The organism is Pseudomonas fluorescens NCIMB 11764, assembly GCF_000293885.2.
In the GTDB taxonomy this organism is placed as follows: domain Bacteria; phylum Pseudomonadota; class Gammaproteobacteria; order Pseudomonadales; family Pseudomonadaceae; genus Aquipseudomonas; species Aquipseudomonas fluorescens_B.
This window is the reverse complement of sequence record NZ_CP010945.1, coordinates 6,308,903-6,335,595: the sequence shown is the minus strand read 5'-3', so window position 1 is coordinate 6,335,595 and position 26,693 is coordinate 6,308,903. Positions and strand designations below refer to the sequence as shown.

Annotated in this window: 30 protein-coding genes; 26 read left to right on the top strand and 4 right to left on the bottom strand. The window is 60.2% G+C overall.

Annotated features, from left to right (window positions below):
- Nucleotides 1-9: 9 nt before the first annotated feature.
- From rpmF to B723_RS28650, 26 genes are all read left to right on the top strand, one after another.
- Nucleotides 10-192 carry a 50S ribosomal protein L32 gene (rpmF, locus tag B723_RS28775; RefSeq protein ID WP_003179396.1) on the top strand — a complete coding sequence of 61 codons (183 nt, stop codon included), beginning with the start codon at nucleotides 10-12 and terminating at the stop codon, nucleotides 190-192.
- Nucleotides 193-196: 4 nt separating this feature from the next.
- Nucleotides 197-1,207 (top strand): phosphate acyltransferase PlsX, encoded by a 1,011-nt coding sequence (gene plsX / locus B723_RS28770; protein ID WP_080995167.1) that lies wholly within the window; start codon nucleotides 197-199, stop codon nucleotides 1,205-1,207.
- Between the two features lie 126 nt (nucleotides 1,208-1,333).
- Nucleotides 1,334-2,272, top strand: coding sequence for an ACP S-malonyltransferase (gene fabD, locus B723_RS28765; RefSeq protein ID WP_017340112.1), 939 nt, complete (start codon nucleotides 1,334-1,336; stop codon nucleotides 2,270-2,272).
- Between the two features lie 16 nt (nucleotides 2,273-2,288).
- Nucleotides 2,289-3,032, top strand: coding sequence for a 3-oxoacyl-ACP reductase FabG (fabG, locus tag B723_RS28760; RefSeq protein ID WP_007942004.1), 744 nt, complete (start codon nucleotides 2,289-2,291; stop codon nucleotides 3,030-3,032).
- Between the two features lie 191 nt (nucleotides 3,033-3,223).
- Nucleotides 3,224-3,460, top strand: a complete 237-nt coding sequence (gene acpP / locus B723_RS28755) for an acyl carrier protein (protein WP_003175607.1) — start codon at nucleotides 3,224-3,226, stop codon at nucleotides 3,458-3,460.
- A gap of 108 nt (nucleotides 3,461-3,568) precedes the next feature.
- Nucleotides 3,569-4,813 (top strand): beta-ketoacyl-ACP synthase II, encoded by a 1,245-nt coding sequence (fabF, locus tag B723_RS28750; RefSeq protein ID WP_017340111.1) that lies wholly within the window; start codon nucleotides 3,569-3,571, stop codon nucleotides 4,811-4,813.
- Complete coding sequence (pabC, locus tag B723_RS28745) at nucleotides 4,813-5,628, top strand: aminodeoxychorismate lyase (RefSeq protein ID WP_017340110.1); 816 nt, start codon at nucleotides 4,813-4,815, stop codon at nucleotides 5,626-5,628. The genes fabF and pabC overlap by 1 nt, the downstream gene beginning before the upstream one ends.
- Before the next feature lie 3 nt (nucleotides 5,629-5,631).
- On the top strand, nucleotides 5,632-6,864 hold the full coding sequence (mltG, locus tag B723_RS28740; protein ID WP_017340109.1) for an endolytic transglycosylase MltG: 1,233 nt from the start codon (nucleotides 5,632-5,634) through the stop codon (nucleotides 6,862-6,864).
- A gap of 19 nt (nucleotides 6,865-6,883) precedes the next feature.
- Nucleotides 6,884-7,516, top strand: a complete 633-nt coding sequence (tmk, locus tag B723_RS28735; protein WP_017340108.1) for a dTMP kinase — start codon at nucleotides 6,884-6,886, stop codon at nucleotides 7,514-7,516.
- Nucleotides 7,509-8,495 (top strand): DNA polymerase III subunit delta', encoded by a 987-nt coding sequence (locus B723_RS28730; protein WP_017340107.1) that lies wholly within the window; start codon nucleotides 7,509-7,511, stop codon nucleotides 8,493-8,495. Before tmk ends, B723_RS28730 begins: the two co-directional genes overlap by 8 nt.
- Nucleotides 8,496-8,537: 42 nt before the next feature.
- Nucleotides 8,538-8,894 carry a PilZ domain-containing protein gene (locus B723_RS28725; RefSeq protein ID WP_017340106.1) on the top strand — a complete coding sequence of 119 codons (357 nt, stop codon included), beginning with the start codon at nucleotides 8,538-8,540 and terminating at the stop codon, nucleotides 8,892-8,894.
- Between the two features lie 15 nt (nucleotides 8,895-8,909).
- Nucleotides 8,910-9,701: a TatD family hydrolase gene (locus B723_RS28720; protein WP_017340105.1), complete on the top strand. Its 792-nt coding sequence runs from the start codon at nucleotides 8,910-8,912 to the stop codon at nucleotides 9,699-9,701.
- Between the two features lie 395 nt (nucleotides 9,702-10,096).
- A complete protein-coding gene (locus tag B723_RS28715) occupies nucleotides 10,097-10,735 on the top strand; it encodes a TetR/AcrR family transcriptional regulator (protein ID WP_008031613.1) in 639 nt (212 codons plus the stop codon).
- Nucleotides 10,736-10,873: 138 nt separating this feature from the next.
- Entirely contained in the window at nucleotides 10,874-11,842 is a 969-nt protein-coding gene (locus B723_RS28710; RefSeq protein ID WP_017340104.1) for a GTP 3',8-cyclase MoaA, read from the top strand.
- A gap of 183 nt (nucleotides 11,843-12,025) precedes the next feature.
- Nucleotides 12,026-12,634, top strand: a complete 609-nt coding sequence (locus B723_RS28705; RefSeq protein ID WP_017340103.1) for a DUF4823 domain-containing protein — start codon at nucleotides 12,026-12,028, stop codon at nucleotides 12,632-12,634.
- 15 nt (nucleotides 12,635-12,649) lie between these two features.
- Nucleotides 12,650-13,210 carry a DUF1285 domain-containing protein gene (locus tag B723_RS28700; RefSeq protein ID WP_017340102.1) on the top strand — a complete coding sequence of 187 codons (561 nt, stop codon included), beginning with the start codon at nucleotides 12,650-12,652 and terminating at the stop codon, nucleotides 13,208-13,210.
- Nucleotides 13,211-13,306: 96 nt separating this feature from the next.
- Nucleotides 13,307-14,023, top strand: coding sequence for a FadR/GntR family transcriptional regulator (locus tag B723_RS28695; protein ID WP_017340101.1), 717 nt, complete (start codon nucleotides 13,307-13,309; stop codon nucleotides 14,021-14,023).
- A gap of 125 nt (nucleotides 14,024-14,148) precedes the next feature.
- The gene (locus B723_RS28690; protein ID WP_017340100.1) at nucleotides 14,149-15,024 is read left to right on the top strand and encodes an SMP-30/gluconolactonase/LRE family protein; all 876 of its coding nucleotides are present in this window, start codon (nucleotides 14,149-14,151) and stop codon (nucleotides 15,022-15,024) included.
- A gap of 198 nt (nucleotides 15,025-15,222) precedes the next feature.
- Nucleotides 15,223-16,041 carry an SDR family oxidoreductase gene (locus tag B723_RS28685; protein ID WP_017340099.1) on the top strand — a complete coding sequence of 273 codons (819 nt, stop codon included), beginning with the start codon at nucleotides 15,223-15,225 and terminating at the stop codon, nucleotides 16,039-16,041.
- 115 nt (nucleotides 16,042-16,156) lie between these two features.
- Complete coding sequence (locus B723_RS28680; RefSeq protein WP_017340098.1) at nucleotides 16,157-17,161, top strand: substrate-binding domain-containing protein; 1,005 nt, start codon at nucleotides 16,157-16,159, stop codon at nucleotides 17,159-17,161.
- Between the two features lie 64 nt (nucleotides 17,162-17,225).
- Entirely contained in the window at nucleotides 17,226-18,770 is a 1,545-nt protein-coding gene (gene araG, locus B723_RS28675; RefSeq protein ID WP_017340097.1) for an L-arabinose ABC transporter ATP-binding protein AraG, read from the top strand.
- A 12-nt stretch (nucleotides 18,771-18,782) separates the two neighbouring features.
- Entirely contained in the window at nucleotides 18,783-19,751 is a 969-nt protein-coding gene (araH, locus tag B723_RS28670) for an L-arabinose ABC transporter permease AraH (protein ID WP_031319061.1), read from the top strand.
- A gap of 115 nt (nucleotides 19,752-19,866) precedes the next feature.
- On the top strand, nucleotides 19,867-20,580 hold the full coding sequence (locus B723_RS28665; protein ID WP_017340095.1) for a GntR family transcriptional regulator: 714 nt from the start codon (nucleotides 19,867-19,869) through the stop codon (nucleotides 20,578-20,580).
- On the top strand, nucleotides 20,577-21,575 hold the full coding sequence (locus tag B723_RS28660) for an ADP-ribosylglycohydrolase family protein (RefSeq protein ID WP_017340094.1): 999 nt from the start codon (nucleotides 20,577-20,579) through the stop codon (nucleotides 21,573-21,575). The genes B723_RS28665 and B723_RS28660 overlap by 4 nt, the downstream gene beginning before the upstream one ends.
- A 160-nt stretch (nucleotides 21,576-21,735) precedes the next feature.
- Nucleotides 21,736-23,202, top strand: coding sequence for a purine-cytosine permease family protein (locus tag B723_RS28655; protein ID WP_017340093.1), 1,467 nt, complete (start codon nucleotides 21,736-21,738; stop codon nucleotides 23,200-23,202).
- The gene (locus tag B723_RS28650) at nucleotides 23,195-24,124 is read left to right on the top strand and encodes a PfkB family carbohydrate kinase (protein WP_017340092.1); all 930 of its coding nucleotides are present in this window, start codon (nucleotides 23,195-23,197) and stop codon (nucleotides 24,122-24,124) included. Before B723_RS28655 ends, B723_RS28650 begins: the two co-directional genes overlap by 8 nt.
- Before the next feature lie 128 nt (nucleotides 24,125-24,252).
- Here the strand turns inward: B723_RS28650 and B723_RS28645 are convergent, their stop codons facing one another.
- From B723_RS28645 to B723_RS28630, 4 genes are all read right to left on the bottom strand, one after another.
- Nucleotides 24,253-24,633 carry a Rho termination factor N-terminal domain-containing protein gene (locus B723_RS28645; protein ID WP_017340091.1) on the bottom strand — a complete coding sequence of 127 codons (381 nt, stop codon included), beginning with the start codon at nucleotides 24,631-24,633 and terminating at the stop codon, nucleotides 24,253-24,255.
- Nucleotides 24,634-24,734: 101 nt separating this feature from the next.
- On the bottom strand, nucleotides 24,735-24,989 hold the full coding sequence (locus tag B723_RS28640; protein ID WP_017340090.1) for a hypothetical protein: 255 nt from the start codon (nucleotides 24,987-24,989) through the stop codon (nucleotides 24,735-24,737).
- A 46-nt stretch (nucleotides 24,990-25,035) separates the two neighbouring features.
- Nucleotides 25,036-25,374, bottom strand: a complete 339-nt coding sequence (locus B723_RS28635) for a hypothetical protein (RefSeq protein ID WP_017340089.1) — start codon at nucleotides 25,372-25,374, stop codon at nucleotides 25,036-25,038.
- A gap of 84 nt (nucleotides 25,375-25,458) precedes the next feature.
- Nucleotides 25,459-26,661, bottom strand: coding sequence for an MFS transporter (locus tag B723_RS28630; RefSeq protein WP_017340088.1), 1,203 nt, complete (start codon nucleotides 26,659-26,661; stop codon nucleotides 25,459-25,461).
- Nucleotides 26,662-26,693 lie beyond the last annotated feature (32 nt).

Below are 26,693 nucleotides of genomic sequence, written 5' to 3'. Positions count from 1 at the left end.
TAATCAATTATGGCTGTTCAGCAGAACAAAAAATCCCGCTCTGCCCGTGACATGCGTCGTTCGCACGACGCTCTCGAGGCTAGCACCCTGTCTGTAGAAAAAACCACCGGTGAAGTTCACCTGCGTCACCACGTATCGCCAGAAGGCGTATACCGTGGCCGTAAAGTGATCGACAAGGGCGCTGACGAGTAATCACTTGTCCGCTCAAGTCATCGCGATTGACGCAATGGGCGGGGACTTCGGTCCCCGCAGCATTGTTCAGGCCAGCCTCGCTTGTCTGAATGCTACGCCCTCGCTGCACCTGACCCTTGTCGGTCAACCCTCCCTTCTTGAAGAATTGATCGCTGGCCAATCGGCTGTGGATCGCTCGCGCCTGTCGATTGCACCGGCGTCCGAAGTCATCACCATGGATGAAAAGCCTGCCCAGGCCTTGCGCGGCAAGCCCGATTCGTCAATGCGCGTGGCGCTCGAGTTGTTGCGTGACGGCAAGGTCCAGGCCTGCGTCAGCGCCGGCAATACCGGCGCGCTGATGGCTTTGTCGCGGTTTGTGCTAAAGACCTTGCCGGGCATTGATCGGCCGGCCATGGTCGCGGCGATTCCGACGCAGAAGGGTTATTGCCAGTTGCTCGATCTGGGGGCCAACGTCGATTGCAGTGCCGAGCATCTGTTGCAGTTTGCGGTCATGGGGTCGGTCGCTGCAGAAACCCTCGGCATCGTTCGCCCGCGTGTTGCGTTGCTGAACATCGGCACCGAAGACATCAAGGGTAATCAGCAGGTCAAGCTGGCGGCAACTTTGTTGCAAAGTGCTCGCGGCATCAACTACATCGGTTTTGTCGAAGGTGACGGCTTGTACCGGGGCGAAGCGGATGTGGTGGTGTGCGACGGCTTTGTCGGCAATATCCTGCTCAAGTCCAGCGAAGGATTGGCGACCATGATCTCGGCTCGGATCGAAGCCCTGTTCAAAAAAAACCTGGCCTCAAAAGTAATCGGTGCAATGGCGCTGCCACTGATGAAACGCCTGCAAGCGGACCTGGCGCCCGCGCGGCATAACGGTGCAAGCTTTCTGGGTTTGCAGGGGATTGTGGTGAAAAGTCACGGTTCTGCAGGGGTTCAGGGTTTCCAGAGCGCCATCTCGCGAGCCTTGATCGAGATTCAGGAAAACCTGCCGGAACGGATTCACGGTCGTCTGGAGGATTTGTTGCTTTAGGCATTTTCGTCGGACAATGCTTAAATGTGACCGCTCAGTTCAATTGGCCATCCAAACTGTCAGTTTCTTGCGTCCTCCAAGCGGGACGTCAATTCTCCGACGACAAGATCATTAGGGGCTTGTTACATGTCTGCTTCCCTCGCATTCGTCTTTCCAGGACAGGGTTCGCAGTCCCTCGGCATGCTGGCCGAGTTGGGCGCGCAACATCCTGTAGTCCTTGAAACATTCAAAGAAGCATCCGACGCTCTCGGTTACGACCTGTGGGCACTGACCCAGCAGGGGCCGGAAGAGCAACTCAATCAAACCGATAAAACCCAGCCGGCCATTCTGACCGCCTCGATCGCCCTGTGGCGTCTGTGGCTGGCTGAAGGCGGCGCGCGTCCGGCTTATGTTGCCGGTCACAGCCTGGGCGAATACAGCGCTCTGGTGGCGGCGGGCAGTCTGAGCCTGGGCGACGCCGTCAAACTGGTAGAGCGTCGTGGTCAGTTGATGCAGGAAGCCGTTCCAGCGGGGCAGGGCGGCATGGCTGCCATCCTCGGTCTGGACGATGCCGACGTACTGGCGGCCTGTGCCGAAGCGGCGCAAGGCGAAGTGGTCAGCGCGGTCAATTTCAACTCGCCGGGCCAGGTGGTTATCGCGGGTGCCAAGGCTGCGGTCGAGCGCGCCATCGAAGGCTGCAAGGCACGTGGTGCCAAGCGCGCCATGCCATTGCCGGTCAGCGTGCCGTCCCACTGCGAGCTGATGCGTCCGGCTGCCGAGCGCTTCGCCGAGTCGATCGCTGCGATCAATTGGCAGGCACCGCAGATTCCAGTGGTGCAAAACGTCAGCGCCGGCGTACCGGCGGATCTGGAAACCCTCAAGCGCGATCTGCTTGAACAGCTCTACAAGCCTGTGCGCTGGGTCGAATCGGTCCAGGCGCTGGCTGCCAAGGGCGCGACCCAGTTGGTCGAATGCGGTCCTGGCAAAGTGCTGGCAGGCTTGAACAAACGCTGCGCCGAAGGCGTGTCGACATCCAACCTCAATACCCCAGACGCCTTTGCTGCCGCCCGCGCAGCGCTGGCCTGAATCAGGAGAAGCTTGCATGAGTCTGCAAGGTAAAGTTGCACTGGTCACCGGTGCGAGCCGCGGTATCGGCCAGGCCATCGCCCTGGAACTGGGTCGTCAGGGTGCCATCGTTGTGGGCACCGCGACATCTGCTTCGGGTGCCGAACGCATCGCCGCTACCCTGAAGGAAAACGGTATTCAAGGCACTGGCCTGGAACTCAATGTCACCAGCGACGAATCCGTTGCGGCGGTGCTGGCGAGCATCCAGGAGCAGTTCGGTGCGCCGGCGATCCTGGTCAACAATGCCGGTATCACCCGCGATAACCTGATGATGCGCATGAAAGATGACGAATGGCATGACGTCGTCGATACCAACTTGAACAGTCTGTTCCGCCTGTCCAAGGGCGTTTTGCGCGGCATGACGAAAGCCCGTTGGGGACGAATTATCAGTATTGGCTCCGTAGTGGGTGCCATGGGCAACGCAGGCCAAGTAAACTACGCTGCCGCCAAGGCCGGTCTGGAAGGTTTCAGCCGCGCACTGGCGCGTGAAGTCGGTTCGCGTTCGATTACGGTAAACTCGGTGGCCCCTGGGTTCATCGACACCGATATGACTCGCGAACTGCCCGAGGCACAGCGTGAAGCCTTGCAGACGCAAATTCCGCTGGGCCGTCTGGGGCAAGCTCAAGAGATCGCGTCTGTGGTCGCTTTTCTTGCGTCCGACGGTGCGGCTTACGTTACTGGGGCTACAATCCCGGTGAACGGCGGGATGTACATGAGTTAAATGTGACGGATTGCTTCAAAAAAATGTCATACGAGCTGTCTAAAATCCGTTATAAAGCTGCAATCTATTTATAGGCAGAGGGCCGCAGGGTTTGAGGAGTGAAGCTTTCAGTTGAAAAACTGAAAAGTCTTTCTATACACTTACCCACTGGCCAGCTGCCTGAATTTGTCCATTAGGAGTGAAAACAAGGTATGAGCACCATCGAAGAGCGCGTCAAGAAAATCGTTGCCGAGCAACTGGGCGTTAAAGAAGAAGAAGTGGTCAACACTGCTTCCTTCGTTGAAGACCTGGGTGCCGACTCCCTTGACACCGTTGAGCTGGTGATGGCTCTGGAAGAGGAATTCGAGACCGAAATCCCTGACGAAGAAGCTGAGAAGATCACTACTGTACAAGCTGCAATCGACTACGTTACTAGCCACCAGGCGTAATAGTTTGTAATCGTTGCTTGCTGTCATGGAAAAACCGCACTGCCATCATGGCGTGCGGTTTTTTCTTTAGGCCTGATGCAAAGTCGTCATTTGAAAAAGGAGAGTGCTGTGTCGCGTAGACGCGTCGTAGTCACCGGTATGGGTATGTTGTCGCCACTGGGCACGGATGTGCCGAGCAGTTGGCAGGGCATTCTGGCTGGCCGCAGTGGCATTGGTCTGATCGAACACACCGACCTTTCTGCCTATTCCACCCGTTTTGGCGGCTCGGTAAAGGGCTTCAATGTCGAGGAATACCTGTCGGTCAAGGAAGCTCGCAAGCTCGACCTGTTCATTCAGTACGGTCTGGCCGCCGGTTTCCAGGCTGTGCGTAATGCAGGGCTTGAAGTCACCGACGCCAACCGTGAACGCATCGGCGTGGCCATGGGTTCGGGTATTGGCGGTCTGACCAATATCGAAGAAACCAGCCGCACCCTGCATGATTCCGGTCCACGGCGGATCTCTCCGTTTTTCGTGCCTGGCTCGATCATCAATATGATTTCCGGTTTCCTGTCGATCCACCTGGGTGCACAGGGACCTAACTACGCTATCGCCACCGCGTGTACCACCGGTACGCACTGCATTGGCATGGCGGCACGCAACATCATGTACGACGAAGCCGACGTGATGATCGCCGGCGGCGCCGAGATGGCCGCTTGCGGCCTGGGCATGGGTGGCTTTGGCGCCTCCCGTGCACTGTCGACCCGCAACGACGAGCCGACCCGCGCCAGCCGTCCGTGGGACAAGGGTCGTGATGGCTTCGTCCTGTCCGACGGTGCCGGTGCGCTGGTGCTGGAAGAGCTGGAACACGCCAAGGCTCGCGGCGCGACCATCTATGCCGAACTGATCGGCTTCGGCACCAGTGGCGATGCTTACCACATGACTTCGCCGCCGGCGGACGGTGCGGGTGCTGCACGTTGCATCACCAATGCCCTGCGCGACGCGAAGGTCAATGTCGATCAGGTTCAGTACATCAACGCCCACGGCACATCGACTTCTGCCGGCGACCTCGCCGAAGCCTGTGCGATCAGGTCGGTGTTCGGCGATCACGCCTACAAGCTGGCCGTCAGTTCGACCAAGTCCATGACCGGTCACCTGCTGGGTGCGGCAGGCGCGGTCGAAGCCATCTTCAGTGTGCTGGCGATCAACAGCCAGGTGGCGCCGCCGACCATCAACCTCGATGAGCCGGACGAAGGCTGCGACCTCGATTTCGTGCCGCACACTGCGCGCAACATGGATATCGACGTGGTGTTGTCCAACTCCTTCGGTTTTGGCGGTACCAACGGCTCGCTGGTGTTCCGCCGGTTCGCTGACTGATGGACAGCTGGGTCGACGGTCAGCCGGCTGACACTCTGTCGCTGAAGGATCGCGGCCTGGCCTACGGTGATGGTCTGTTCGAGACCATCGCCGTGCGCGGCGGGCAGCCGCTGTTGCTGGACCGGCATCTGGCGCGTCTGGCCGATGGCTGTTTGCGCCTGGCGATCACGGCCGACCATGCGCTGATCCGCAGTGAACTGCTGGCCTACGCCGCAGCTCTGGGTGAGGGCGTGCTTAAACTCATCCTTACTCGCGGCGACAGCTTGCGCGGTTACGCCCCTGATCCTGCCGCCCGGGCCCGACGCATTCTGCAAGGCAATCGTCCTGCTGCTTATCCTGCGGTTCATGGAGAGCACGGCGTTCGCCTCTTCCCCTGTACCACGCGACTGTCCAGACAACCCTTGCTCGCCGGGCTCAAACACCTGAACCGTCTTGAGCAAGTCATCGCCCGTTCCGAATGGCAAGACACCGAGCATGCCGAAGGCTTGATGCTTGATCAGGCCGGGCGCGTGATCGAAGGCGTGTTCAGTAATCTGTTCCTGATCCGTGATGGCGTGTTGATCACCGCTGATCTCAAACGCTGCGGCGTTGCCGGCGTGATGCGTGCCGAATTATTGTTTCAAGCCGAGTCGCTGGGGATCCCCACGCAAATCACCGACATCAGCCTCGATCAGCTGCAATGGGCTGACGAAGTCTTTGTCTGCAATAGCGTGTATGGCGTTTGGCCGGTGCGCGCCTACGCAGCACTGAGCTGGTCGATTGGGCCGCTCACCCGTAAACTCCAAACCATTGCCCGTGTGCTACTGGATGCTTGATACGTGAGACGTAAATTCTTGCTGTTGCTGGAAACCGGCCTGGTTCTGGCAGGGCTGTGTCTGGGCGCTGCGGCCTGGAAAATCCATTCGGCGCTGGAACAGCCGCTGAACATTACCCAGGAAGAACTGCTGGACGTGCCCAAAGGTACGACACCCACTCGCACTTTCTATCGACTCGAAGCCGATGGCGTCATCAAGGACGCTTTCTGGTTGCGCGTGTATTGGCGCTTCAATCTGGCCGGGCAGCCGTTGCACAAAGGTGAGTACCGCATGCAGCCCGGCATGACCGTTGAAGGCCTGATCGACCTGTGGAAGCGTGGCGAGATGGTTCAGTACAGCCTGACGCTGGTGGAAGGCTGGAATTTCCATCAGGTCCGTTTGGCCCTGGCCAAGGATGAAAAGCTCGAGCAGACGTTGAACGGCTTGAGCGATAGCGAAGTGATGGACAAGCTCGGTCACCCCGGGATCTTTCCGGAAGGGCGATTCTTTCCGGACACCTACCGGTTCGTGCGGGGCATGACGGACGCCGAGCTGCTGAAAAAAGCTTACGATCGCCTTGATGAGGTCCTCGCCAAGGAGTGGGGGCAGCGCGCAGCCGACGTGCCGTATACCGAACCTTATCAAGCGCTGATCATGGCTTCGCTGGTGGAAAAGGAAACCGGCGTACCGCAAGAGCGCGGGCAGATCGCCGGCGTGTTTGTGCGGCGCATGGAAATGGGCATGCTGTTGCAGACTGATCCGACCGTGATCTACGGCCTGGGCGATCGTTACAACGGCAAGTTGACCCGCGCGCACCTCAAGGAACCGACCCCTTACAATACCTACGTGATCGCCGGCCTGCCGCCGACGCCGATTGCGATGGTCGGCCGCGAGGCGATCCACGCAGCGTTGAATCCGGTGGCTGGCAACAGCCTGTATTTTGTCGCACGCGGCGATGGCAGCCATGTGTTCTCGGATGATCTGGACGCCCATAACAACGCGGTGCGCGAGTTCCAGCTCAAGCGCCGCGCCGATTATCGCTCCAGCCCGGCACCGGCCACCGCACCCGAAGCGACGGATGAGCAGGCGCCGATCCCGGCGGCTTCGCCCGACACAGCCCCCGAGGCTTTGCCGCCAGTGACGCCGCAAGAACCGGTTCAAGAGCCCTCCCACGAACCGGCTGAAGAACCTGTCAAACAGCCCGCTGCTGCGCCTGCGCCCGAACCAGACGCAACCGCGCCGCAAAGCCCGCAATGATTCTGACTAAGGACTGCCTGTGACTGGCTTGTTTATTACCCTGGAAGGTCCCGAAGGCGCCGGCAAGAGCACCAACCGTGAATACCTGGCCGAGCGCCTGCGCGCCGCCGGTATCGAAGTGGTGTTGACCCGCGAGCCGGGAGGCACGCCTCTGGCCGAGAAAATTCGCGAGGTGCTGTTGGCGCCGGTCGATGAAACCATGGACCCGGACACTGAGTTGCTGCTGGTGTTTGCCGCGCGTGCCCAACACCTGGCCGGCGTGATCCGTCCGGCGCTGGCCCGTGGGGCGGTGGTGTTGTGTGATCGTTTTACCGATTCGACCTACGCCTATCAGGGCGGCGGTCGCGGCTTGTCGCTGGAGCGCATCGCGACACTCGAAACGTTCGTCCAGGGCGATCTGCGCCCGGACCTGACCCTGATTTTTGATCTTCCGGTGGAAGTGGGTCTGGCACGCGCCAGTGCTCGCGGTCGCCTGGATCGCTTCGAGCTGGAAGGCCGGGCGTTTTTCGATGCGGTGCGCAGCGCGTTCCTCAAGCGTGCTGAAGCCGATCCGGCGCGTTATGTGTTGGTCGATGCCGCTCAACCGCTGGCGCAGGTTCAGCAGTCGCTGGACGCCTTGCTCCCACGCTTGCTGGAGCTGACCCGTGGCTGAAGCCTATCCGTGGCAGGACAGCCTCTGGCAGCAACTGGCGGGTCGCAAGCAACATGCACACGCCTATCTGCTGCATGGTCCGGCCGGGATCGGTAAGCGCGCGTTGGCCGAACGGCTGATGGCCAGCTTGCTCTGCCAGCGTCCGACAGCCGAGGACGCCTGCGGTGAATGCAAATCCTGCCTGTTGCTGAAGGCCGGTAGCCATCCCGACAACTACATCCTGGAACCGGAAGAAGCCGACAAGGCGATCAAGGTCGATCAGGTGCGGGATCTGGTCAGCTTCGTGGTGCAGACCTCGCAGATGGGCGGCCGTAAAGTGGTGCTGATCGAGCCGGTCGAGTCGATGAACATCAACGCGGCCAACGCCTTGCTCAAAAGCCTTGAAGAGCCGTCCGGCGACACGGTGTTATTGCTGGTCAGCCATCAGACCAGCCGTCTGTTGCCGACCATCAAGAGCCGCTGCGTGCAGCAGGCCTGCCCGCTGCCGAGTGAGGCCGTGAGCCTGGCGTGGCTGGCGAAGGCGCTGCCGGACTGTTCCGAAGAAGAGCGCATCGAGTTGCTGACCCTCGCTGCCGGTTCGCCGCTGGCTGCCGTCAGCTTGCAGGCTCAGGGCGTGCGCGAGCAGCGAGCGTTGGTGGTCGATGGTGTGAAGAAATTGCTCAAGCAACAGCAATCGCCGACGCAACTGGCCGAAGGCTGGAACGCAATTCCGCTGTTGCTGCTGTTCGACTGGTTCTGCGATTGGTCGAGCCTGATCCTGCGTTATCAGCTGACCCAGGATGAAGAAGGTCTGGGATTGACCGATATGCGCAAGGTGATTCAGTACCTGGCGCAGAAAACCGCTCAGGACAAAGTGCTGAACATTCAGGACTGGATCCTCGCCCAGCGCCAGAAAGTCATGAGCAAGGCCAACCTCAATCGGGTGCTGTTGCTCGAAGCGCTGCTGGTGCAATGGGCGTCATTGCCTACCCAGAAGTGACCGACTGGGCCTATCCTCTGAACATCTGCAGTGGAGGTCAGCATGAATGAAGCCGTCAACCAGGGGCCGCGCAACGGTATTTTGTCCCTGACCATCAAGGACAAGTCCGTGCTATACGCGGCCTATATGTCATTCATCAAGAACGGTGGTCTGTTTATCCCGACCAACAAAAGCTACAAGTTGGGCGATGAGGTATTCATGCTGCTGAGCCTGATGGATGAGCCGGAGAAGATTCCGGTGGCCGGCAAGGTCGCCTGGATCACGCCCAAAGGCGCTCAAGGCAACCGCGCCGCCGGCGTCGGCGTGCAGTTCAACGACGGCGACGATACCGCCCGCAGTCGAATCGAAACCCATCTGGCCGGAGCCCTGAAGTCCGACCGTCCCACCCATACGATGTAAGTTGCAGCCCTTTTTATGCTCGTAGATTCCCATTGCCACCTTGATCGCCTCGACCTCGCCGCCCACGACGGCTCTCTGGATGCCGCACTCGATGCGGCCCGGCAGCGCGGGGTAGGGCACTTTCTGTGTATCGGCGTCAGCGTCGACAACGCAGCCGACGTAAAGGCCCTGGCCGAACGTTACGACGATGTCGACTGTTCCGTCGGCGTGCATCCGCTGGACGTGCAGCCGGGCGCTGCCCCGGCGCTGGACTGGCTATTGCGGGAGCTCAACCACCCGCGTGTGGTGGCGATCGGTGAAACCGGCCTGGACTATCACTACGAGCCTGAGGCGGCAGAGCTGCAGCAGGAATCGTTCCGCCTGCACCTGCAAGCTGCGCAGCAAACCGGCAAGCCAGTGATCATTCACACCCGTGGCGCCCGGGCCGATACCTTGAACCTGTTGCGTGAAGCCGCGCTGCCCCAGGCCGGCGTCCTGCATTGCTTCACCGAAGATTGGGACATGGCCAAAGCGGCGCTGGACATGGGTTATTACATCTCCTTGTCCGGCATTGTCACCTTCCGCAATGCCGATGCGCTGCGTGACGTGGCCAGCAAGGTGCCCGCGGACCGCTTGCTGGTGGAAACCGATTCGCCGTACCTGGCGCCGATCCCCTATCGCGGCAAGCCGAACCTGCCGCAGTATGTGCGGGAAGTGGCAGAGTTTCTGGCGATGTTGCGGGGGGAGTCCTACGAACGATTTGCCGAGCAGACCACCGAGAACTTTAAACGGCTGTTTCCGTTGGCGCACGTCAGGGCATCGGCATAACGCCGGAAAAAATCGCAGCCTTCGGCAGCTCCTGCGGGGGCGGTGCCCCCTGAATTGCAGGCAAAAAAAACCCGGGTTCTGGGGGGTGAATCCGGGTTAAGACCATTAGGAGTAAAACAATGGTACGCGGTCCGTTGGTACCAATATCGACGCGGCACTTGGGGGAGATGCCCCGCCGACAGTTGAAGTATTGATCAGTATTGCGCCGAGTCCAGTTTACCGGTCGAGGTTTTTAAACAATTTTGGAATACGTGCGCTTCGGAAGCGTTCTCATTAAATGGCGGCGCTTCCAGAATTCATCAAGAAACACAGATATGGATGGATGATCCGTGCATTTTGCCGCAAGTTAGGCATAATACGCGGCTTCGAATTTTGACCCCGACAGACCTTTTCTTATGCATAAAGAACCTCGTAAGGTCCGTGAATTTCGTCGCCGTGAGCAAGAAATTCTCGATACCGCGCTCAAGCTGTTCCTCGACCAAGGTGAAGACAGTGTCACCGTCGAGATGATTGCTGATGCCGTCGGTATCGGCAAAGGCACAATCTACAAGCACTTCAAATCGAAAGCGGAGATCTATCTGCGCCTGATGCTCGATTACGAGCGTGATTTGAACGAGCTGTTGCATTCGGCAGACGTCGACAAGGACAAGGAAGCCCTGTCCCGGGCCTACTTCGAATTCCGCATGCGCGATCCGCAACGCTACCGCTTGTTCGATCGCCTCGAAGAAAAGGTGGTCAAGGGCAACCAGGTGCCGGAGATGATCGAGGAGCTGCACAAGATCCGCGCCTCGAATTTTGAACGCCTGACCCTGCTGATCAAGGGTCGGATCAGCGAAGGCAAGCTCGAAGACGTGCCGCCTTACTTCCATTACTGCGCGTCCTGGGCGCTGGTGCACGGCGCCGTGGCGCTGTACCACTCGCCGTTCTGGAGCAACGTGCTGGAAGATCAGGAAGGTTTCTTCCAGTTCCTGATGGACATCGGCGTGCGCATGGGCAACAAGCGCAAGCGCGACACCGACACGCCAAGCAGCTAAGCCATTCAGTTGCTTTATTGCGCCATTATTTCGCAACATGGCGCAGTACCTCAGGAATATACTCAGGCATGGGACTTGCTAAAACTTGATTTGTAAGTCAAGTTTTACGCCGTCCGATTTCCTTGTGCCGGAGTGACCATGATCGTTGACCGTCAAGGCAGGCGTTTCCGCAATCTGCGAATCAGCCTGACCTCAGCCTGCAATTACGCGTGTACCTACTGCGTGCCCAACGGCAAGCGGCTGGTCGCTGCGCAGGACGAACTGTCGGCCGAAGCCATGGCACGCGGCGTTGCCTACCTCATCGAAGCGGCGGGGATCGAGCGACTGCGCATCACCGGCGGTGAGCCGCTGGTCAGCCCCAAACTCGAAGCCTTCATGACCGCCGTCGGGCAGATGGGCCTGCAAGACATCAGCCTGACCACCAATGGTCAACTGCTGGCGAAAAAACTGCCCCTGCTGGTCGACGCCGGTATCCGGCGCATCAACGTTTCCCTCGATACCCTGGATGCCGGTGCATTCCGCAGCATTGCCCGCGGCGGTGATCTGGCGACTGTGCTCGACGGCATGGATCAGGCCAGTGCCGCCGGCATGAAGATCAAGGTCAACATGGTGCCGTTGCGCGGACAAAACCTCGATCAGGTGATGCCGCTGCTCGATTACTGCCTGGAGCGAGGTTACGAGCTGCGCTTCATCGAGCTGATGCGCATGGGGCACCTGGCCAGTGACAACAACGCTTTTCTGCAACAGTTCGTCAGCCTTCAGCAGTTGCTGAGCCTGATCGGTGATCGTTATGAGTACCTGCAGGCCGATGCACCCGTCGACGCGACGGCGGTGCGCTATGAAATTCCAGGTCAGGGCTATTTCGGCGTAATCGCCAACGAAAGCGTGCCGTTCTGTCGTACCTGCTCGCGACTGCGTTTGTCGTCGACGGGCTGGTTGCATGGCTGTCTGTCGTCGAGCAATCGTCACTATGTCGGTGATCTGCTGGACAAGCCGCGCCATCAGGCGTTGCCGGCGTTGCAGCGTCTTCTGGTGAAAGCCTTGGGTGACAAGCAGGAAGTGGCGTTCTCGGGTGGGGCGACCATCATGAAAATTATCGGCGGCTGATCGGGCTGTGGCGAGGGGATTTATCCCGTTGGACTGTGCAGCAGTCCCATTTTTTTGGGCCGCTTCGTTGCCCAACGGGGATAAATCCCCTCGCCACAAATGTTCGCACTCCTGAAGACTGGCGCGGAAGCTGCATCCCATGGCCATTCGCCGGTTTTCCGTCACCGGCCTCTGGAGGGTAGGATGCGTAGCCTGGTTTTGCTGCTGGCCGTTTTGGCGCTTGGTGGCTGCATGAATGTCAGCGATCTGGCTGAAGGGACTCGCTACCACATGAGTGACGCGGGTCTGCTCGACCACAGCGATAGTCGCCGCGTGAACAATCTGCGCATTCAACCGGACTCGTTCGTCTATATCGCCCAGGGCGCCTTTGCTCCGCCGGGCAGCGCGGTTTACCCGCGTCCTAACGTGATTGCCGAAGTCGCCTTCGACGGCTTTATCGAATATTTCCCGATGGTCCGCCGTGCGCGTGCGCCGGAAGGCCTCGATCAGGCGATGGGCGAAGCCCGTGCAGTCGGCGCGCATTACCTGCTCTATACCCGTTTCGCCAAGTCGGATGACCGCATCGGCAACTCGGACGAATGGCTCGATCAGGAAGCCGTGGATCGCCTCGGCATCGACACCGGCGTGATTCAGATCATGTTGATCGAGACCAGTACCCAGTATTTGATTGATACTGCACGTATCAAGAGTCGTGGCGGTTTACTGACGTTCCACGACAAAAAGCCAGAAGACCTGATGGGCCCGCCGCTGGAACAATATGCGCGCAGCCTGCTGGGGCTCAGCGACCAGTAATCCAAGGAGAACGCCATGAGTGGCCCGCAAAAAGCCAACGACCTTCTGGGGCAGATCCCCAAGACCAAAGGCTTGCCACCGGTCCACTTGTGGAACCCCGACTTCTGCGGCGACATCGACATGCGCATCGCCCGCGACGGCACCTGGTATTACCTGGGCACGCCGATCGGACGCAAGCCAATGGTCAAACTGTTCTCCACCATCATTCGCCGCGACGGCGATGATTATTTCCTCATCACCCCTGTCGAGAAGGTCGGCATCAAGGTCGACGATGCACCGTTCGTGGCGATCGCCGTGGAGGTGGAAGGCGAGGGCGAAGCACAAGTCCTGCGCTTTACCACCAACGTCGATGAAACCGCCGAGGCCGGTGCGGAACATGCGATCCGTGTAGTGATTGATCCGGTGACACAAGAGCCTGCGCCGTATGTGCATGTGCGCACCAACCTTGAAGCGCTGATCCATCGCAATGTGTTTTACCAATTGGTGGAACTGGCGGTGACCCGCGAGATCGATGGGCAGCGCTGGCTTGGCGTGTGGAGCGGCGGCATCTTCTTCCCCATCGGCCTGGAGCCGTAACACACACAAGATTTTGCTTTTCCCTGAAAATCAAATTGACACCCAATCGTATGATGATTAGCGTGGGCACCCATTGCGAACGGCTTTGAGGTGCCCATGTCCAGCAGTTTTCACGCATCGACGGTCGATTGGCTGGGTTGCTGGATTGCGACGGGCCAGGTAAAACCCGGCGAAACCCTCAAGGTCGAAGCCGATCTGGGCGAGCAACTCGGCGTCAGTCGCACGGTCATCCGCGAAGCCATCAAAACCCTGGTCGCCAAAGGCATGCTCGAAGTCGGGCCCAAGGTTGGCACGCGAGTATTGCCGGTGCGGCGTTGGAACCTCTTCGATCCGCAAGTCGTCGGCTGGCTTTCCCGCAGCGGCTTGCCGGAAAATTTCGTCGACGACCTGCTCGACCTGCGCCGCACCATCGAGCCGATGGCCGTGCGCTGGGCCTGCGAGCGAGCGACCGTCGAACAGGTGCAAGCAGTGCTTCAGGCCTACAACGCGCTGGAGCGAGCGGTAGACAGCGGCATCGATTACAACCGCGCCGACCAGTTCTTCCACGAGTGCATTCTCGCGGCCAGCCACAATCAATTCATCGAACAAATGGTCCCGGCCCTCGGCGCGTTGCTGGCGGTGTCTTTCGAAGTCTCCGCGGCTGACCCGGACGAGTTGCGCCGCACATTACCGATTCACAAAGACATGGCCGATGCCATCGCCGCTCGCGATGCCGCGCGCGGTGTGTGGGCCTGCATGACGCTCATCGACAACGCCGACCTGGCCATCAAACGTTTCTACCCAAAAGTCATGGCCGATAAAAAGGCCGGATAAAAAACACAGACCCCTTGTGGGAGCCAGCTCGCGATTAGGCTGGCACATTCAATATTGATCTCGCCTGACCCACCGCAATCGCGAGCAGGCTCGCTCCCACATAAAAGCAATAAGAAGGAGGTTTCATGGAGTGGACCGCAGTTACCCAGCACCGTGCACACCTGGGCGAGGGCCCCTTCTGGGATGCGCCGACGCAGGCGCTGTACTGGGTGGATATTGCCGGTAAACAAGCGTTGCGCCTGGTCGGCGCCAACGTGCAAATCTGGCAGATGCCCGAGCACGTGTCAGCCTTCATTCCCTGCGAAAGCGGCGATGCGCTGGTGACGTTGAGTAGTGGTGTGTACCGGCTCGATCTCGATTCACCGGGACTTGAGCCACGATTGAGCTTGTGCTGCGTCGCCGACCCGCAACCCGGCAATCGCGCCAACGAAGCCCGTTGCGATGCGCAGGGCCGGCTATGGCTCGGCACCATGCAGAACAACATCGGCGAAAACGGCGAAGACCTGCCCATCGTGCGACGGTCCGGCGGCTTGTTTCGAATTGACCGCGATGCCCGGGTCACGCCGCTGCTTCGCGGATTGGGCATTCCCAACACGTTGTTATGGAGTGACGACGCCACCACGCTTTATTTCGCCGACAGCCTGGATGGCACGCTCTATCAGCATTTCATTCGCACCGACGGCGGCCTCGAGCCCGCGCAAGTCTGGTTCGGCCCCCATGAACGCGGCGGACCCGACGGCTCGGCGATGGATGCCGAGGGTTACCTTTGGAATGCTCGCTGGGACGGCAGTTGCCTGCTCAGGTTGACGCCAGATGGTCAGGTCGATCGCGTGATCGAGCTGCCGGTCAGCCGCCCCACCAGTTGTGTGTTTGGCGGTCCGGACTTGAAAACCCTCTACATCACCAGCGCTGCGAGCCCGCTCAACCATCCGCTGGACGGGGCGGTGTTGTCCCTTCAGGTCGATGTGTCCGGAAAAACCTGTACGAAATTTGCTGGTTAGATCCCAAAATATGGGATGTAAAATTATATATTGAGATTATTTGGCGGTCGGGTTTATAGTCGGCTCCATCAGTTACACGCACTCACACTTAAAAAAACAAAACAGGTGAAGTGATGCAGCTATTTTCCACAAAGCTTTTTGGCCGGACATCGACAGATGCCCGGTTTTTGTCGTGCCCGCGAAAAGGAGTTCTGATTCATGGGTGAACCTCTTTCCCTGCCAGCGGTGCCCGAGCCACCGAAGGGTGAGCGCCTGAAAAACAAGGTCGTGTTGCTGACCGGCGCGGCTCAGGGCATTGGCGAGGCGATTGTCGCGACCTTCGCCTCCCAGCAGGCCAGGCTGATCATCAGTGATATCCAGGGTGAGAAAGTCGAACACGTCGCGGCGCATTGGCGAGACAAGGGGTTTGATGTTCAGGCGATAAAGGCTGACGTGTCCAATCAGCAAGACTTGCACGCCATGGCCAGACTGGCAGTCGACCTGCACGGCCGCATCGACGTGCTGGTCAACTGCGCCGGGGTCAACGTGTTCCGCGATCCGCTGGAAATGACCGAAGAAGACTGGCGTCGTTGTTTCGCCATTGACCTGGACGGCGCCTGGTTCGGCTGTAAAGCGGTGCTGCCGCAAATGATCGAGCAGGGCATCGGCAGCATCATCAACATTGCCTCTACCCATTCCACGCACATCATTCCGGGCTGCTTCCCATACCCGGTGGCCAAGCACGGCCTGCTGGGCCTGACCCGCGCGCTGGGCATCGAATATGCGCCGAAGGGCATTCGCGTCAACGCCATCGCACCGGGCTACATCGAAACCCAACTGAACGTCGATTACTGGAACGGTTTTGCCGACCCGCACGCCGAGCGCCAACGCGCTCTCGATCTGCATCCACCGCGGCGCATCGGCCAGCCGATTGAAGTGGCGATGACTGCGGTTTTCCTGGCCAGCGACGAAGCGCCCTTTATCAACGCATCGTGCATCACTATCGATGGAGGTCGCTCGGTGATGTATCACGACTAGGCAAAACGCATTTCAGGCGCGGAATTCCGCTTGAAATCCAATCATCATATGATATGACTATTTGCTGCACCGGCTTTCAAATTAACGCTCAAAAAAAATAACAAGGAGTCAGCTTATGAATCGTCGTCGTGGGATCCGTTCCCTGTGCTGTGCCGCTTTGGCGGTCACCGCGGTCAGCCTGAGCAGTACGTTGCTGGCGGCCGAGGAAGTGAAGATCGGTTTTCTGGTCAAGCAGGCGGAAGAGCCCTGGTTCCAGACCGAATGGGCCTTCGCCGAAAAGGCCGGCAAAGAGAAAGGCTTCACAGTCATCAAGATCGCCGTACCGGACGGCGAGAAGACCCTTTCCGCCATCGACAGCCTGGCCGCCAACGGCGCCAAGGGTTTCGTGATCTGCCCGCCGGACGTGTCCCTCGGTCCGGCGATCATGGCCAAAGCCAAGCTCAACGGTTTGAAAGTGATTGCCGTGGATGACCGTTTTGTCGATGCCAGCGGCAAGTTCATGGAAGACGTCCCGTACCTGGGCATGGCAGCGTTCGAAGTCGGCCAGAAGCAGGGCGCGGCGATGGCCACTGAAGCGAAAAAACGCGGCTGGGACTGGAAAGACACCTACGCGGTCATCAACACCTACAACGAACTCGACACCGGCAAGAAGCGCACCGACGGTTCGGTCAAGGCGCTGGAAGACGCCGGCATGCCGAAAGACCACATCCTGTTTTCGGCGCTGAAAACCCTAGACGTGCCGGGCAGCATGGACGCCACCAACTCGGCGCTGGTGAAACTGCCGAGCGCGGCGAAAAACCTGATCATCGGTGGCATGAACGACAACACCGTACTGGGCGGCGTGCGCGCTACCGAGAGTGCCGGTTTTGCCGCCGCCAACGTGATTGGCATCGGCATCAACGGCACCGACGCCATCGGCGAACTGAAAAAGCCCAACAGCGGCTTCTTCGGTTCGATGCTGCCGAGCCCACACATCGAGGGCTACAACACCGCGAGCATGATGTACGAGTGGGTCACCACCGGCAAAGAACCGCCGAAATACACCGCCATGGACGACGTGACCCTGATCACGCGCGACAACTTCAAGCAGGAACTGGAAAAGATCGGCCTCTGGAACTGAGGCGCGGTTGATTTCATCGGCAGCCCTGGCGACGGGGTTGCCTGATCTGTTGATGAGGTGGGTTATGCACGCGCAAGTACAGACACAACACGACAGCGTCGGCGGCAGCCTGCGCTTCAACGGGATCGGCAAGACCTTTCCCGGGGTGAAGGCGCTGGACGGCATCAGCTTCGTTGCCCATCCGGGACAGGTTCATGCCTTGATGGGCGAGAACGGTGCCGGCAAGTCGACGTTGCTGAAGATCCTCGGCGGCGCCTATACGCCGAGCAGCGGTGACCTGCAGATCGGCGAGCGAACGATGGTCTTCAAGTCCACCGCCGACAGCATCGGCAACAAGGTGGCGGTGATCCATCAAGAGTTGCACCTGGTCCCGGAAATGACCGTGGCGGAAAACCTGTTCCTCGGTCATCTGCCCGCCAGTTTCGGCCTGATCAATCGCGGCGCACTGCGTCAGCAAGCGTTGGCCTGCCTCAAAGGGCTGGCCGATGAAATCGACCCGCAAGAGAAAGTCGGGCGTCTGTCCCTGGGGCAACGGCAACTGGTGGAAATCGCCAAGGCGTTGTCCCGTGGCGCGCATGTGATCGCATTCGACGAGCCGACCAGCAGCCTTTCGGCGCGGGAGATCGATCGCTTGATGGCGATCATCGGGCGCCTGCGCGACGAAGGCAAAGTGGTGCTCTACGTCTCCCATCGCATGGAAGAAGTGTTCCGCATCTGTAACGCGGTGACGGTGTTCAAGGACGGCCGCTACGTACGCACCTTCGAGGACATGAGCGAGCTGACCCATGATCAGTTGGTCACGTGCATGGTCGGTCGCGACATTCAGGACATCTACGATTATCGCCCGCGCAAGCGAGGCGCCGTGGCGCTGAGGGTCGACGGTCTGCTCGGGCCGGGCTTGCGTGAGCCGGTGAGTTTCGACGCGCACAAAGGCGAGATTCTGGGGTTGTTCGGCCTGGTCGGTGCCGGTCGTACCGAACTGTTCCGCATACTCAGCGGCCTTGAGCGCAACACCGCCGGGCGCCTGGAATTGCGCGGGCATGAACTGAAACTGCGCTCCCCCCGGGATGCGATTGCGGCGGGGATTCTGCTGTGCCCCGAAGACCGCAAGAAGGAGGGCATCATGCCGCTCTCCAGCGTCGCCGAGAACATCAACATCAGCGCACGCGGCGCCCACTCCACCTTCGGTTGCCTGTTGCGCGGACTGTGGGAGAAAGGCAACGCCGACAAGCAGATCAAGGCGCTGAAAGTAAAAACACCGAGCGCTGAACAGAAAATCATGTACCTGTCCGGCGGCAATCAGCAGAAGGCGATTCTCGGCCGCTGGCTGTCGATGCCGATGAAAATCCTGCTGCTCGACGAACCGACTCGGGGCATCGACATCGGTGCGAAAGCCGAGATCTACCAGATCATCCATAACCTCGCTGAAAGCGGTATCGCGGTGATCGTGGTGTCCAGCGACCTGATGGAAGTGATGGGTATTTCCGACCGCATCCTGGTGCTCTGCGAAGGGGCGATGCGCGGCGAACTGTCCCGTGACGAGGCCAACGAATCCAACCTGCTGCAACTGGCTTTGCCGCGCCAACGCGCTGACGGCGTGGCGAACTGAGAGGTGACTATGATGACAACCCAAAACAACGCTCTGCCCACCCAGCGCAAACCTCTGGACCTGCGGCGCTTTCTCGATGACTGGGTCATGCTGCTGGCGGCTGTCGGGATCTTTGTGCTCTGCACTTTGCTGATCGACAACTTCCTTTCACCACTGAACATGCGCGGGCTGGGCCTGGCGATTTCGACCACCGGGATCGCAGCGTGCACCATGTTGTATTGCCTGGCGTCCGGGCATTTCGACTTGTCGGTGGGCTCGGTGATTGCCTGCGCCGGCGTGGTGGCGGCAGTGGTGATGCGCGACACCGACAGCGTTTTTCTCGGCGTGGTGGCGGCGCTGTTCATGGGGCTGATCGTCGGGCTGATCAACGGGATCGTGATCGCCAAGTTGCGGGTCAATGCGTTGATCACCACGCTGGCGACCATGCAGATCGTTCGCGGTCTGGCCTACATTTTTGCCAATGGCAAAGCAGTGGGCGTGTCGCAAGAGTCGTTCTTCGTCTTCGGTAACGGCCAGTTGTTTGGGGTGCCGGTGCCGATTCTGATCACCATCGTCTGCTTCCTGTTTTTCGGCTGGCTGCTGAACTACACCACCTACGGGCGCAACACCATGGCCATCGGCGGCAACCAGGAAGCGGCGCTGCTCGCCGGGGTCAACGTTGACCGGACCAAGATCATCATCTTCGCCGTGCATGGCGTGATCGGGGCATTGGCCGGGGTGATCCTGGCTTCGCGTATGACCTCGGGACAGCCGATGATCGGCCAGGGTTTCGAGCTGACGGTGATCTCGGCTTGCGTACTCGGCGGGGTGTCGCTGAGTGGCGGGATCGGCATGATCCGGCATGTGATCGCGGGGGTGTTGATTCTGGCAATCATCGAGAACGCGATGAACCTGAAGAACATCGATACGTTTTATCAGTATGTAATTCGCGGTTCGATCCTGTTGTTGGCCGTGGTCATCGACCGCCTCAAACAACGCTGACACCCGTCTCTCGTGGCGAGGGAGCTTGCTCCCTCGCCACGGTTATGCATTCCTTCCGTCACTTCCCCTAAATATTTCTTGCCTGCTACAACCCGTTTCGGTTATCAGTTTGTACATGATTAGACAGGTACGATTTGACAAGAAACAACGGGTGGTCGACGAACTCATCCGGCGCATTGAAAGCGGCCTCTTGGAGGACGGTTTTTTACTGCCGGGCGAGCATCAGTTGGCTCAAGAATTCAAAGTCAGCCGCGGCACGCTGCGTGAAGCCCTGGCCGAGTTGAAACGGCGCCACTACATCGCGACGCAAAGCGGTGTCGGTTCCATCGTCACCTTCGACGGCGTGGTGCTTGATCAGCGCAGCGGCTGGGCGCAGGCCTTGGCCGACAACGGGGCGCTGATCAATACCGAAGTGCTGCGGCTCGAGGCGGTAACCCGTCCTGACCTGCTTCCGCGTTTCGGCACCGACCAGTTCATCACCCTCGACCGCCGACGTCGTTCCACCGACGGCAAGCTGGTTTCCCTCGAACGCTCATTGATGCCCGCCACCGGAGGCCTGGAAAGCCTGCCGCGTGTCGGCCTGATCGACAATTCCCTGACCATCACCCTGGCGGCGTACGGCTACATCGGCGAGCGCGGCGATCAATGGATCGGCGCCGAACCCTTGAACGCCGAAGACGCCGAACTGCTCGGCCGCCCGGTCGGTACGGTTTTCCTCAAAGCCTTGCGCACCACATACGACCGGCAAAACCGCTTCATGGAGCAAGTCGAAAGCCTGCTTGATCCGGTGCACTTTCGCCTGCACCTGCAATTTGGAAACCCGCAATGACCGCGTTCAATCGTGCCCTGGGCGCGTTTTACGGACTGGCCCTGGGCGATGCGCTGGGCATGCCGACCCAATCCCTGAGCCGCGCTGAAATCAAGGCGCGCTTTGGCGACATCACCGATCTGCAAGACGCTGGTCCCGATCAACCCATCGCGGCCAACATGCCCAAAGGCTCGATCACCGACGACACCGAACAGGCCATTCTGGTCGGTCAGTTGTTGATCGACGGCAAAGGCAAGATCGAACCGTCGGTGCTGGCCCAGCGGTTGATCGAATGGGAAGCCGCGATGCAGGCCAAGGACTCACAGGATTTGCTCGGCCCATCGACCAAACGGGCGATCGAGATGATTCTCGCCGGCCAGTCGCCGGAAGAAGCGGGACGCTATGGCACCACCAACGGCGCGGCGATGCGCATTACGCCGGTCGGGATTTCGGCGGATGTCAGCGATCCCGAGCGTTTCATCAGCGCCGTGGTGCAGGCCTGCCAGGTCACTCACAACACCACGCTGGGCATTTCCAGCGCGGCGGCGGTGGCGGCGGTGGTGTCCGCCGGCATCAACGGCATGGACCTGGGCGAAGCGCTGAACCTCGGCCAGCAGATCGCTCTGCAAGCGGAAAGTCACGGCCACTGGGTCGCGGGCGGACGCATCGCCTCGCGCATCAGTTGGGCGCGGACGATCAGCGTCGACAGTGACAAGGCGCTGCTGGCGGACTTGATGTACGACGTGATCGGCACTTCGGTGGCGTCACAGGAGTCGGTGGTGGTTTCGTTTGCCCTGGCCCAACAAGTGGCCATCGGTGAGATGAATGCCTTCGAAGCTGTGTGCATGGCGGCCAGTCTTGGCGGCGACACAGACACCATCGCGGCGATTCTGGGGGCCATGCTGGGGGCCTGTCTGGGGCTTGAGAGCTGGCCTGTCGGGATGATCGACAAGGTCAAAGCCGTTAACTCGTTGGAGCTGGAACCGTTGGTAAAAGGCCTGTTGGCTCTTCGCTGACCGGACTGGCGCCATCGCTGGCTTGCCGGCGATGGCTGCGCCGCTTGTTTGAATTTTTCACCCGCAATGGATCGCACTGACTTGGCCAGGACAGCCGGGCTGTTGTTTTCGTCTTCCGTCATTGCCCATAACCACAACAAAGGCAACAGGAGCATTTCACATGAGTTCATCGAACGCCGGGCAAAGTGCCGGGCAACTGGAAACCCGTGGCATCGAACCGGTGCCGGAAGCAGAGTGCAACGGTCATCCGCTGCAACTGTTCTGGGTCTGGTTCGCTGCCAACATTTCCATCCTCGGCCTGCCGCTGGGCGCCACGCTGGTAGCGTTTCGCGGGTTGGCGATCTGGCAGGCGATCATCGTCGCGATCCTCGGCGCGGCCGGATCCTTCGCGGTGGTCGGGATCATTTCCATCGCCGGTCGCCGTGGTCGCGCACCGAGCCTGACGCTGTCGCGGGCGATCTTTGGTGTGCGCGGCAATATCGGCCCGACCCTGGTTTCGTTGATGTCGCGGCTGGGTTGGGAAACCGTCAATACCACCACCGCCGCTTTCGTGTTGTTGTCGTTGTGCTCGATCCTGTTCGGCTCTCCGGTGGAGGCCAAAAGTGCGCCGATGTTGACCCTGGTGTTCATCGCGATTTTCGTGCTGCTGACTTTGTCGGTGTCTGGCCTTGGGCACGCGACGTTGCTGGTGATTCAGAAGTGGGCGACCTACGTGTTCGGCGCGCTGAACATTCTGGTCGGCGGTTTCCTTTGCGCCACCATCGACTGGAGTGCCGTGTTCAACGCCACGCCTGCACCGCTTAGCGCAATGATCATCGGCGTCGGCACCATGGCCGCCGGCACCGGGATCGGTTGGGCCAACGCCGGTGCCGACATGTCGCGCTATCAGCATCGCAGCGTCAAAGCCGTGCGCCTGGTGGCCTCGGCCGCATTCGGTGCGGGGATTCCGCTGGTGTTGCTGATCACCCTCGGCGGCTTGCTGTCGGTGGGTAACAATGACCTGGCGTCGGCCACTGACCCGATCATTGCGATCCGCGACATGCTGCCGACCTGGATGGCCGTGCCTTACCTGATCACCGCCTTCGGCGGCTTGCTGCTGTCGAACAACCTGTCGGTGTACTCCGCCGGTTTGACCACGTTGACCCTGGGCCTCAAGGTCAAGCGCGTCTACGCCGTGGTGGTCGACATCGTTGCGATCTTCGCCGGTTCGATTTACTTCATGCTGATCGCCGACAGTTTCTACGGCCCGTTCATTACCTTCATTTCCTTGCTGGCCGTGCCGATCACGGCGTGGGTCGGGATCTTCGTCGTCGACCTGATCCACCGTCATTACTACAGCCCCAAGGATCTGCTGGACGTCAGCCCGAGCAGCGCCTACTGGTACCGCGGCGGCGTCGAGTGGCGCGCCTTCGGTGCGTGGGCGGTGGCGATCGTGCTGGGTTTCAGCTTCACCACCATCGGCACCACCGAACAAACCGTCTGGTTCCGCGGGTTCCTCTCCGATTCGTGGCTGGGCCACAACGGCCTCGGCTGGATCGTGACGTTCCTGGTCGCTGGCGGGATTTACTTCGTACTCGGTGGCGCCAGGGATCGCCGCGCCGCATTGCTCGAGAATGCTCATGCCTAAGCTGTTGCACACCGGCCAGGTCATCATCGACCTGGTCATGGCCGTGGATAAACTGCCGCAGCCCGGCGGCGATGTACTGGCGCAGTCCGCCAGTTTCGAAGCGGGCGGCGGCTTCAATGTGATGGCTGCGGCGCAGCGTAATGGTTTGCCGGTGGTTTACCTCGGCCGGCATGGCACCGGCCGTTTCGGTGATCTGGCGCGGGAGGCGATGAAGGCTGAAGGCATCCACATAGGCATTGCTCACAGCGCGGAGCGCGATACCGGATTGTGCGTGGCGATCACCGACGCCTCGGCCGAGCGCAGTTTCGTTTCCTACATTGGCGCCGAAGGCGAAGTGACTGCCGAGGACCTGGCGAGTGTGCCCGCCGAGGCGGGCGATTATGTCTACGTCAGCGGCTACAGCCTGCTGCATGTCGGCAAGGCTCAGGCGCTGGTGGATTGGGTGCTGGCGTTGCCGGCCGGGATTAACGTGGTGTTCGATCCGGGCCCGTTGGTGGAGTCACCGGATGCGCCGTTGATGCAGGCCTTGTTGCCGCGCATCGATATTTGGACCAGCAACAGTGTCGAAGCGCTGCGGTTTACCGGGGCGTCGGACATCGGGGAGGCGCTGGATCGGTTGACCGATTATCTGCCCGCCGAGGTGCTGATGGTGGTTCGCGATGGGCCCCAAGGTTGCTGGATCAGTCAGCATGGCGAGCGTCAGCCTGTGCCGGGTTTCGAGGTCGAGGCGGTGGACAGCAATGGCGCGGGCGATGCGCACGCCGGGGTATTTGTGGCTGGGTTGGCGCAAGGGCTGTCGGCGGGCGAGGCGGCGCGGCGGGCGAATGCGGCGGCGGCACTCGCAGTGACTCGCTGGGGGCCGGCGACTTCGCCGGGGGCGGATGAGGTGGATGCACTGATCAGCAAAACATTCTGCGGCTGATCTGGCTCTATCGCTGGCAGGCCAGCTCCCACAGGATTCGGGGTGTAAACAAAAACTGTGAACACCTTAATCACTGTGGGAGCTGGCCTGCCAGCGATAGGTCCCGCACATTGAATAAATTTTGACCCTTACCCAGCCTTGCGCAACGCCTCGATCAATTCCTGCTTGCGCATACTCGAACGCCCCGGAATCTTCTTCGCCGTGGCTTCCTTCCTCAAACTGTCCACCGTCTGCGTCTGCCGCGACGCCTTGCTGTTACGCGGGTGACCTTCACGACTGGCTACCGCACGCCGCGAAGATCCCTTGCGGTCTTCGGCCTTCGCACTCGCCGGTTTCTTGCGCCCGGAACCACCGCTGCGCTCACCACCACCCGACTGCTTGTTCACCGTCGCCCAGGCGCGGGCCTCCGCTTCCTCTTTCGAGACACCTTTGTGCTCGTAGCTCTCTTCGATGTGCTCGGCCTTGCGCTTTTGTTCGGCGGTGTATTTGTCTTTGCTTCCACGAGGCATGGGATTTCTCCTGCTGCTCTTAGGCGCTGGCGAAGCCTGCGAGCTTTTGGTCTTCTTGAATCAACGTCAAAAGATCGCAGGCTGCGGCAGCTCCTACACGGTTAGACGTCCAGCTTGCGCGCCGCCTCAACCCCGGCCGCGCTGAGTTTGATCGGCAAATTCAACGAGTGCTCGCCGGTCTCGTCGCAGATCACATGCCCATGTTGAATCAACCCGCGATCCTGCAGCGTGGCAAGGGCACTGGCCACGACTTTCTCCCCCCGGTAATTGTCCAGAACCTCCTTGCCCAACCCGTTCGGGTGGGCGTGCAGCAGACGGGTCAGGACTTCTTTCTCAAGGTTTTTATCGACGTTCATGGTTACCTCTTCATGGATGTGGACAGGTACAGCTCGCGTGGGCGATTTATTGGCTGGCGCCGCCTTCGGAACCCGAGCCACCGGTGGTGGTTTTCGAGCCGATGCCGGTGCCGGCGTTATCGGGTGTCTGGGTGTCGGGCATGTTCATGCCACCTTGACGGCCCGCGTCGTTTCCCTGGATCCGCGGGTCGGTGCCCGTGGACGGCGGCAGGCTGCTATCGACACCGGAACCATTGGTGTTGATGCCGGGTGCGCTTTGAATGGCGGGGGATTTGGGTTTTTCCACCGGGTCGGTCGGGCCGGTACCGGAGGCGGTGTTCGCGGCAAGGGCAGCAGAGGACAGCAGGGTAGCGAGAGCGAGGGCGGTCAGTCGGGACATGATCATGGTGTCGTCTCCATTTAATTAGAGTCCTTACCTGATATTGGTCCGCCCCCCCATCGGGTTGGTGCCTGATGAACGACGAACGGTTCAGGCCTGCTGCGGCGTCTTGACCCTGAAGCGGCGCCAGAGCAAGCGGCCCACGGTGATCAGCCAGTTCAGCAGCGCGACGCAGAGAACGGTGAGCAACAGTGTGGTCATCCCGTATTCAACGATGATCTGTCCGGCCAGCAACGGAAAACCGAACACGCCGATGAAGTACGACAGGCTGAACAACAGCAACGATTGCGCAGTGGTGCCGCTCGGCGCTTCGTTCGCGGCCAGGCCGTTGATCACCGAATACGTCAGCCCGTAACCGACGCCCAGCATCACCGCGGCCAGCACGTAGCTGAAGCCGCTGTCGACCACGAAACCGAACATCACGATCGAGCCTGTCATCAGCCCCGACAACAGGCAGGATGTGCGGAACGGATCGCGCTTGACCACCAACCCGGCAATCAACATCCGACTGCTGATCGCCGCGCCCATGAAACCGAAAAAGAACAGCGAGTAATCCAGAGAGCGAGACGCCGCGTAACTGGTTTGAAAACTCGACAGGCCACCGAACACGCAACCGCCAAGGCCGACCATGATGATCGGGAACACCGCTCTGGACGACAGCACTTGAACCGTTGCACGCCAGGAAATACGCGCGACCGAGGCGGTGGGCGAAGGTGCCTTTTTCAGTTGCGCATCCAGGCGCCAGAACAGTACAACGCCGATCAGGCTGGCGAGTGCTGCGAGGTAAAACGCCGCCGTCACCGGATAGCCGAGCGCACTGGCTGCGCGCCCCAGCAGAGGGCCACTGCCGATCCCGGTCATCATGCTGCCCGACAGCAGCGCAAAATATTTGGCACGCTGCGCGGGCGTCACCAGGCTCGCGACGATGATCGGCCCGAGCGTGTAGAAAACGCCCCAGCCCAACCCCAGCAGCAACCCGAACAGGAGCAGCAGAGGGCCGAAGCCCGGCGTCAGCGCAAAGCCCAGGCTGGCCGCTACCAGCAGCACGCCGAACAGCGCAATCGAACGGGCCGCCCCGAGTAGATCAGACAAATGCCCAGAGACAATCACCGCTGCAAACGTGCTGAGCATCGCCGCCGAAATCACGCTGCCGGCATCGTGTTCGTTGCCGCCACGGGAGCCGATCAGCAACGACAGCAAAAACGTCGCGCCGTAAGACAGCGACAGCAAATAGCTGGCGAGGCAAAACAGGCCGAACAGCTTGCTGGAGACTTGAGGTGGTGCGATGGACATGACGCGGTTCCTTGACCCGATAACGGTGAGTG

What these genes read in the sequence shown, in the direction of transcription:
- fabD (WP_017340112.1), top strand. Translation starts at nt 1,334, where the DNA reads ATGTCTGCTTCCCTCGCATTCGTCTTTCCAGGACAGGGTTCGCAGTCC.
- B723_RS28630 (WP_017340088.1), bottom strand. Translation starts at nt 26,661, where the DNA reads ATGTCCATCGCACCACCTCAAGTCTCCAGCAAGCTGTTCGGCCTGTTT.
- fabG (WP_007942004.1), top strand. Translation starts at nt 2,289, where the DNA reads ATGAGTCTGCAAGGTAAAGTTGCACTGGTCACCGGTGCGAGCCGCGGT.
- araG (WP_017340097.1), top strand. Translation starts at nt 17,226, where the DNA reads ATGCACGCGCAAGTACAGACACAACACGACAGCGTCGGCGGCAGCCTG.
- B723_RS28710 (WP_017340104.1), top strand. Translation starts at nt 10,874, where the DNA reads ATGATCGTTGACCGTCAAGGCAGGCGTTTCCGCAATCTGCGAATCAGC.
- B723_RS28725 (WP_017340106.1), top strand. Translation starts at nt 8,538, where the DNA reads ATGAATGAAGCCGTCAACCAGGGGCCGCGCAACGGTATTTTGTCCCTG.
- B723_RS28680 (WP_017340098.1), top strand. Translation starts at nt 16,157, where the DNA reads ATGAATCGTCGTCGTGGGATCCGTTCCCTGTGCTGTGCCGCTTTGGCG.
- B723_RS28650 (WP_017340092.1), top strand. Translation starts at nt 23,195, where the DNA reads ATGCCTAAGCTGTTGCACACCGGCCAGGTCATCATCGACCTGGTCATG.
- B723_RS28690 (WP_017340100.1), top strand. Translation starts at nt 14,149, where the DNA reads ATGGAGTGGACCGCAGTTACCCAGCACCGTGCACACCTGGGCGAGGGC.
- pabC (WP_017340110.1), top strand. Translation starts at nt 4,813, where the DNA reads ATGGACAGCTGGGTCGACGGTCAGCCGGCTGACACTCTGTCGCTGAAG.
- rpmF (WP_003179396.1), top strand. Translation starts at nt 10, where the DNA reads ATGGCTGTTCAGCAGAACAAAAAATCCCGCTCTGCCCGTGACATGCGT.
- B723_RS28695 (WP_017340101.1), top strand. Translation starts at nt 13,307, where the DNA reads ATGTCCAGCAGTTTTCACGCATCGACGGTCGATTGGCTGGGTTGCTGG.
- B723_RS28645 (WP_017340091.1), bottom strand. Translation starts at nt 24,633, where the DNA reads ATGCCTCGTGGAAGCAAAGACAAATACACCGCCGAACAAAAGCGCAAG.
- acpP (WP_003175607.1), top strand. Translation starts at nt 3,224, where the DNA reads ATGAGCACCATCGAAGAGCGCGTCAAGAAAATCGTTGCCGAGCAACTG.
- B723_RS28660 (WP_017340094.1), top strand. Translation starts at nt 20,577, where the DNA reads ATGACCGCGTTCAATCGTGCCCTGGGCGCGTTTTACGGACTGGCCCTG.
- B723_RS28635 (WP_017340089.1), bottom strand. Translation starts at nt 25,374, where the DNA reads ATGATCATGTCCCGACTGACCGCCCTCGCTCTCGCTACCCTGCTGTCC.
- B723_RS28685 (WP_017340099.1), top strand. Translation starts at nt 15,223, where the DNA reads ATGGGTGAACCTCTTTCCCTGCCAGCGGTGCCCGAGCCACCGAAGGGT.
- B723_RS28700 (WP_017340102.1), top strand. Translation starts at nt 12,650, where the DNA reads ATGAGTGGCCCGCAAAAAGCCAACGACCTTCTGGGGCAGATCCCCAAG.
- B723_RS28720 (WP_017340105.1), top strand. Translation starts at nt 8,910, where the DNA reads ATGCTCGTAGATTCCCATTGCCACCTTGATCGCCTCGACCTCGCCGCC.
- araH (WP_031319061.1), top strand. Translation starts at nt 18,783, where the DNA reads ATGACAACCCAAAACAACGCTCTGCCCACCCAGCGCAAACCTCTGGAC.
- B723_RS28705 (WP_017340103.1), top strand. Translation starts at nt 12,026, where the DNA reads ATGCGTAGCCTGGTTTTGCTGCTGGCCGTTTTGGCGCTTGGTGGCTGC.
- B723_RS28640 (WP_017340090.1), bottom strand. Translation starts at nt 24,989, where the DNA reads ATGAACGTCGATAAAAACCTTGAGAAAGAAGTCCTGACCCGTCTGCTG.
- B723_RS28715 (WP_008031613.1), top strand. Translation starts at nt 10,097, where the DNA reads ATGCATAAAGAACCTCGTAAGGTCCGTGAATTTCGTCGCCGTGAGCAA.
- B723_RS28655 (WP_017340093.1), top strand. Translation starts at nt 21,736, where the DNA reads ATGAGTTCATCGAACGCCGGGCAAAGTGCCGGGCAACTGGAAACCCGT.
- B723_RS28665 (WP_017340095.1), top strand. Translation starts at nt 19,867, where the DNA reads ATGATTAGACAGGTACGATTTGACAAGAAACAACGGGTGGTCGACGAA.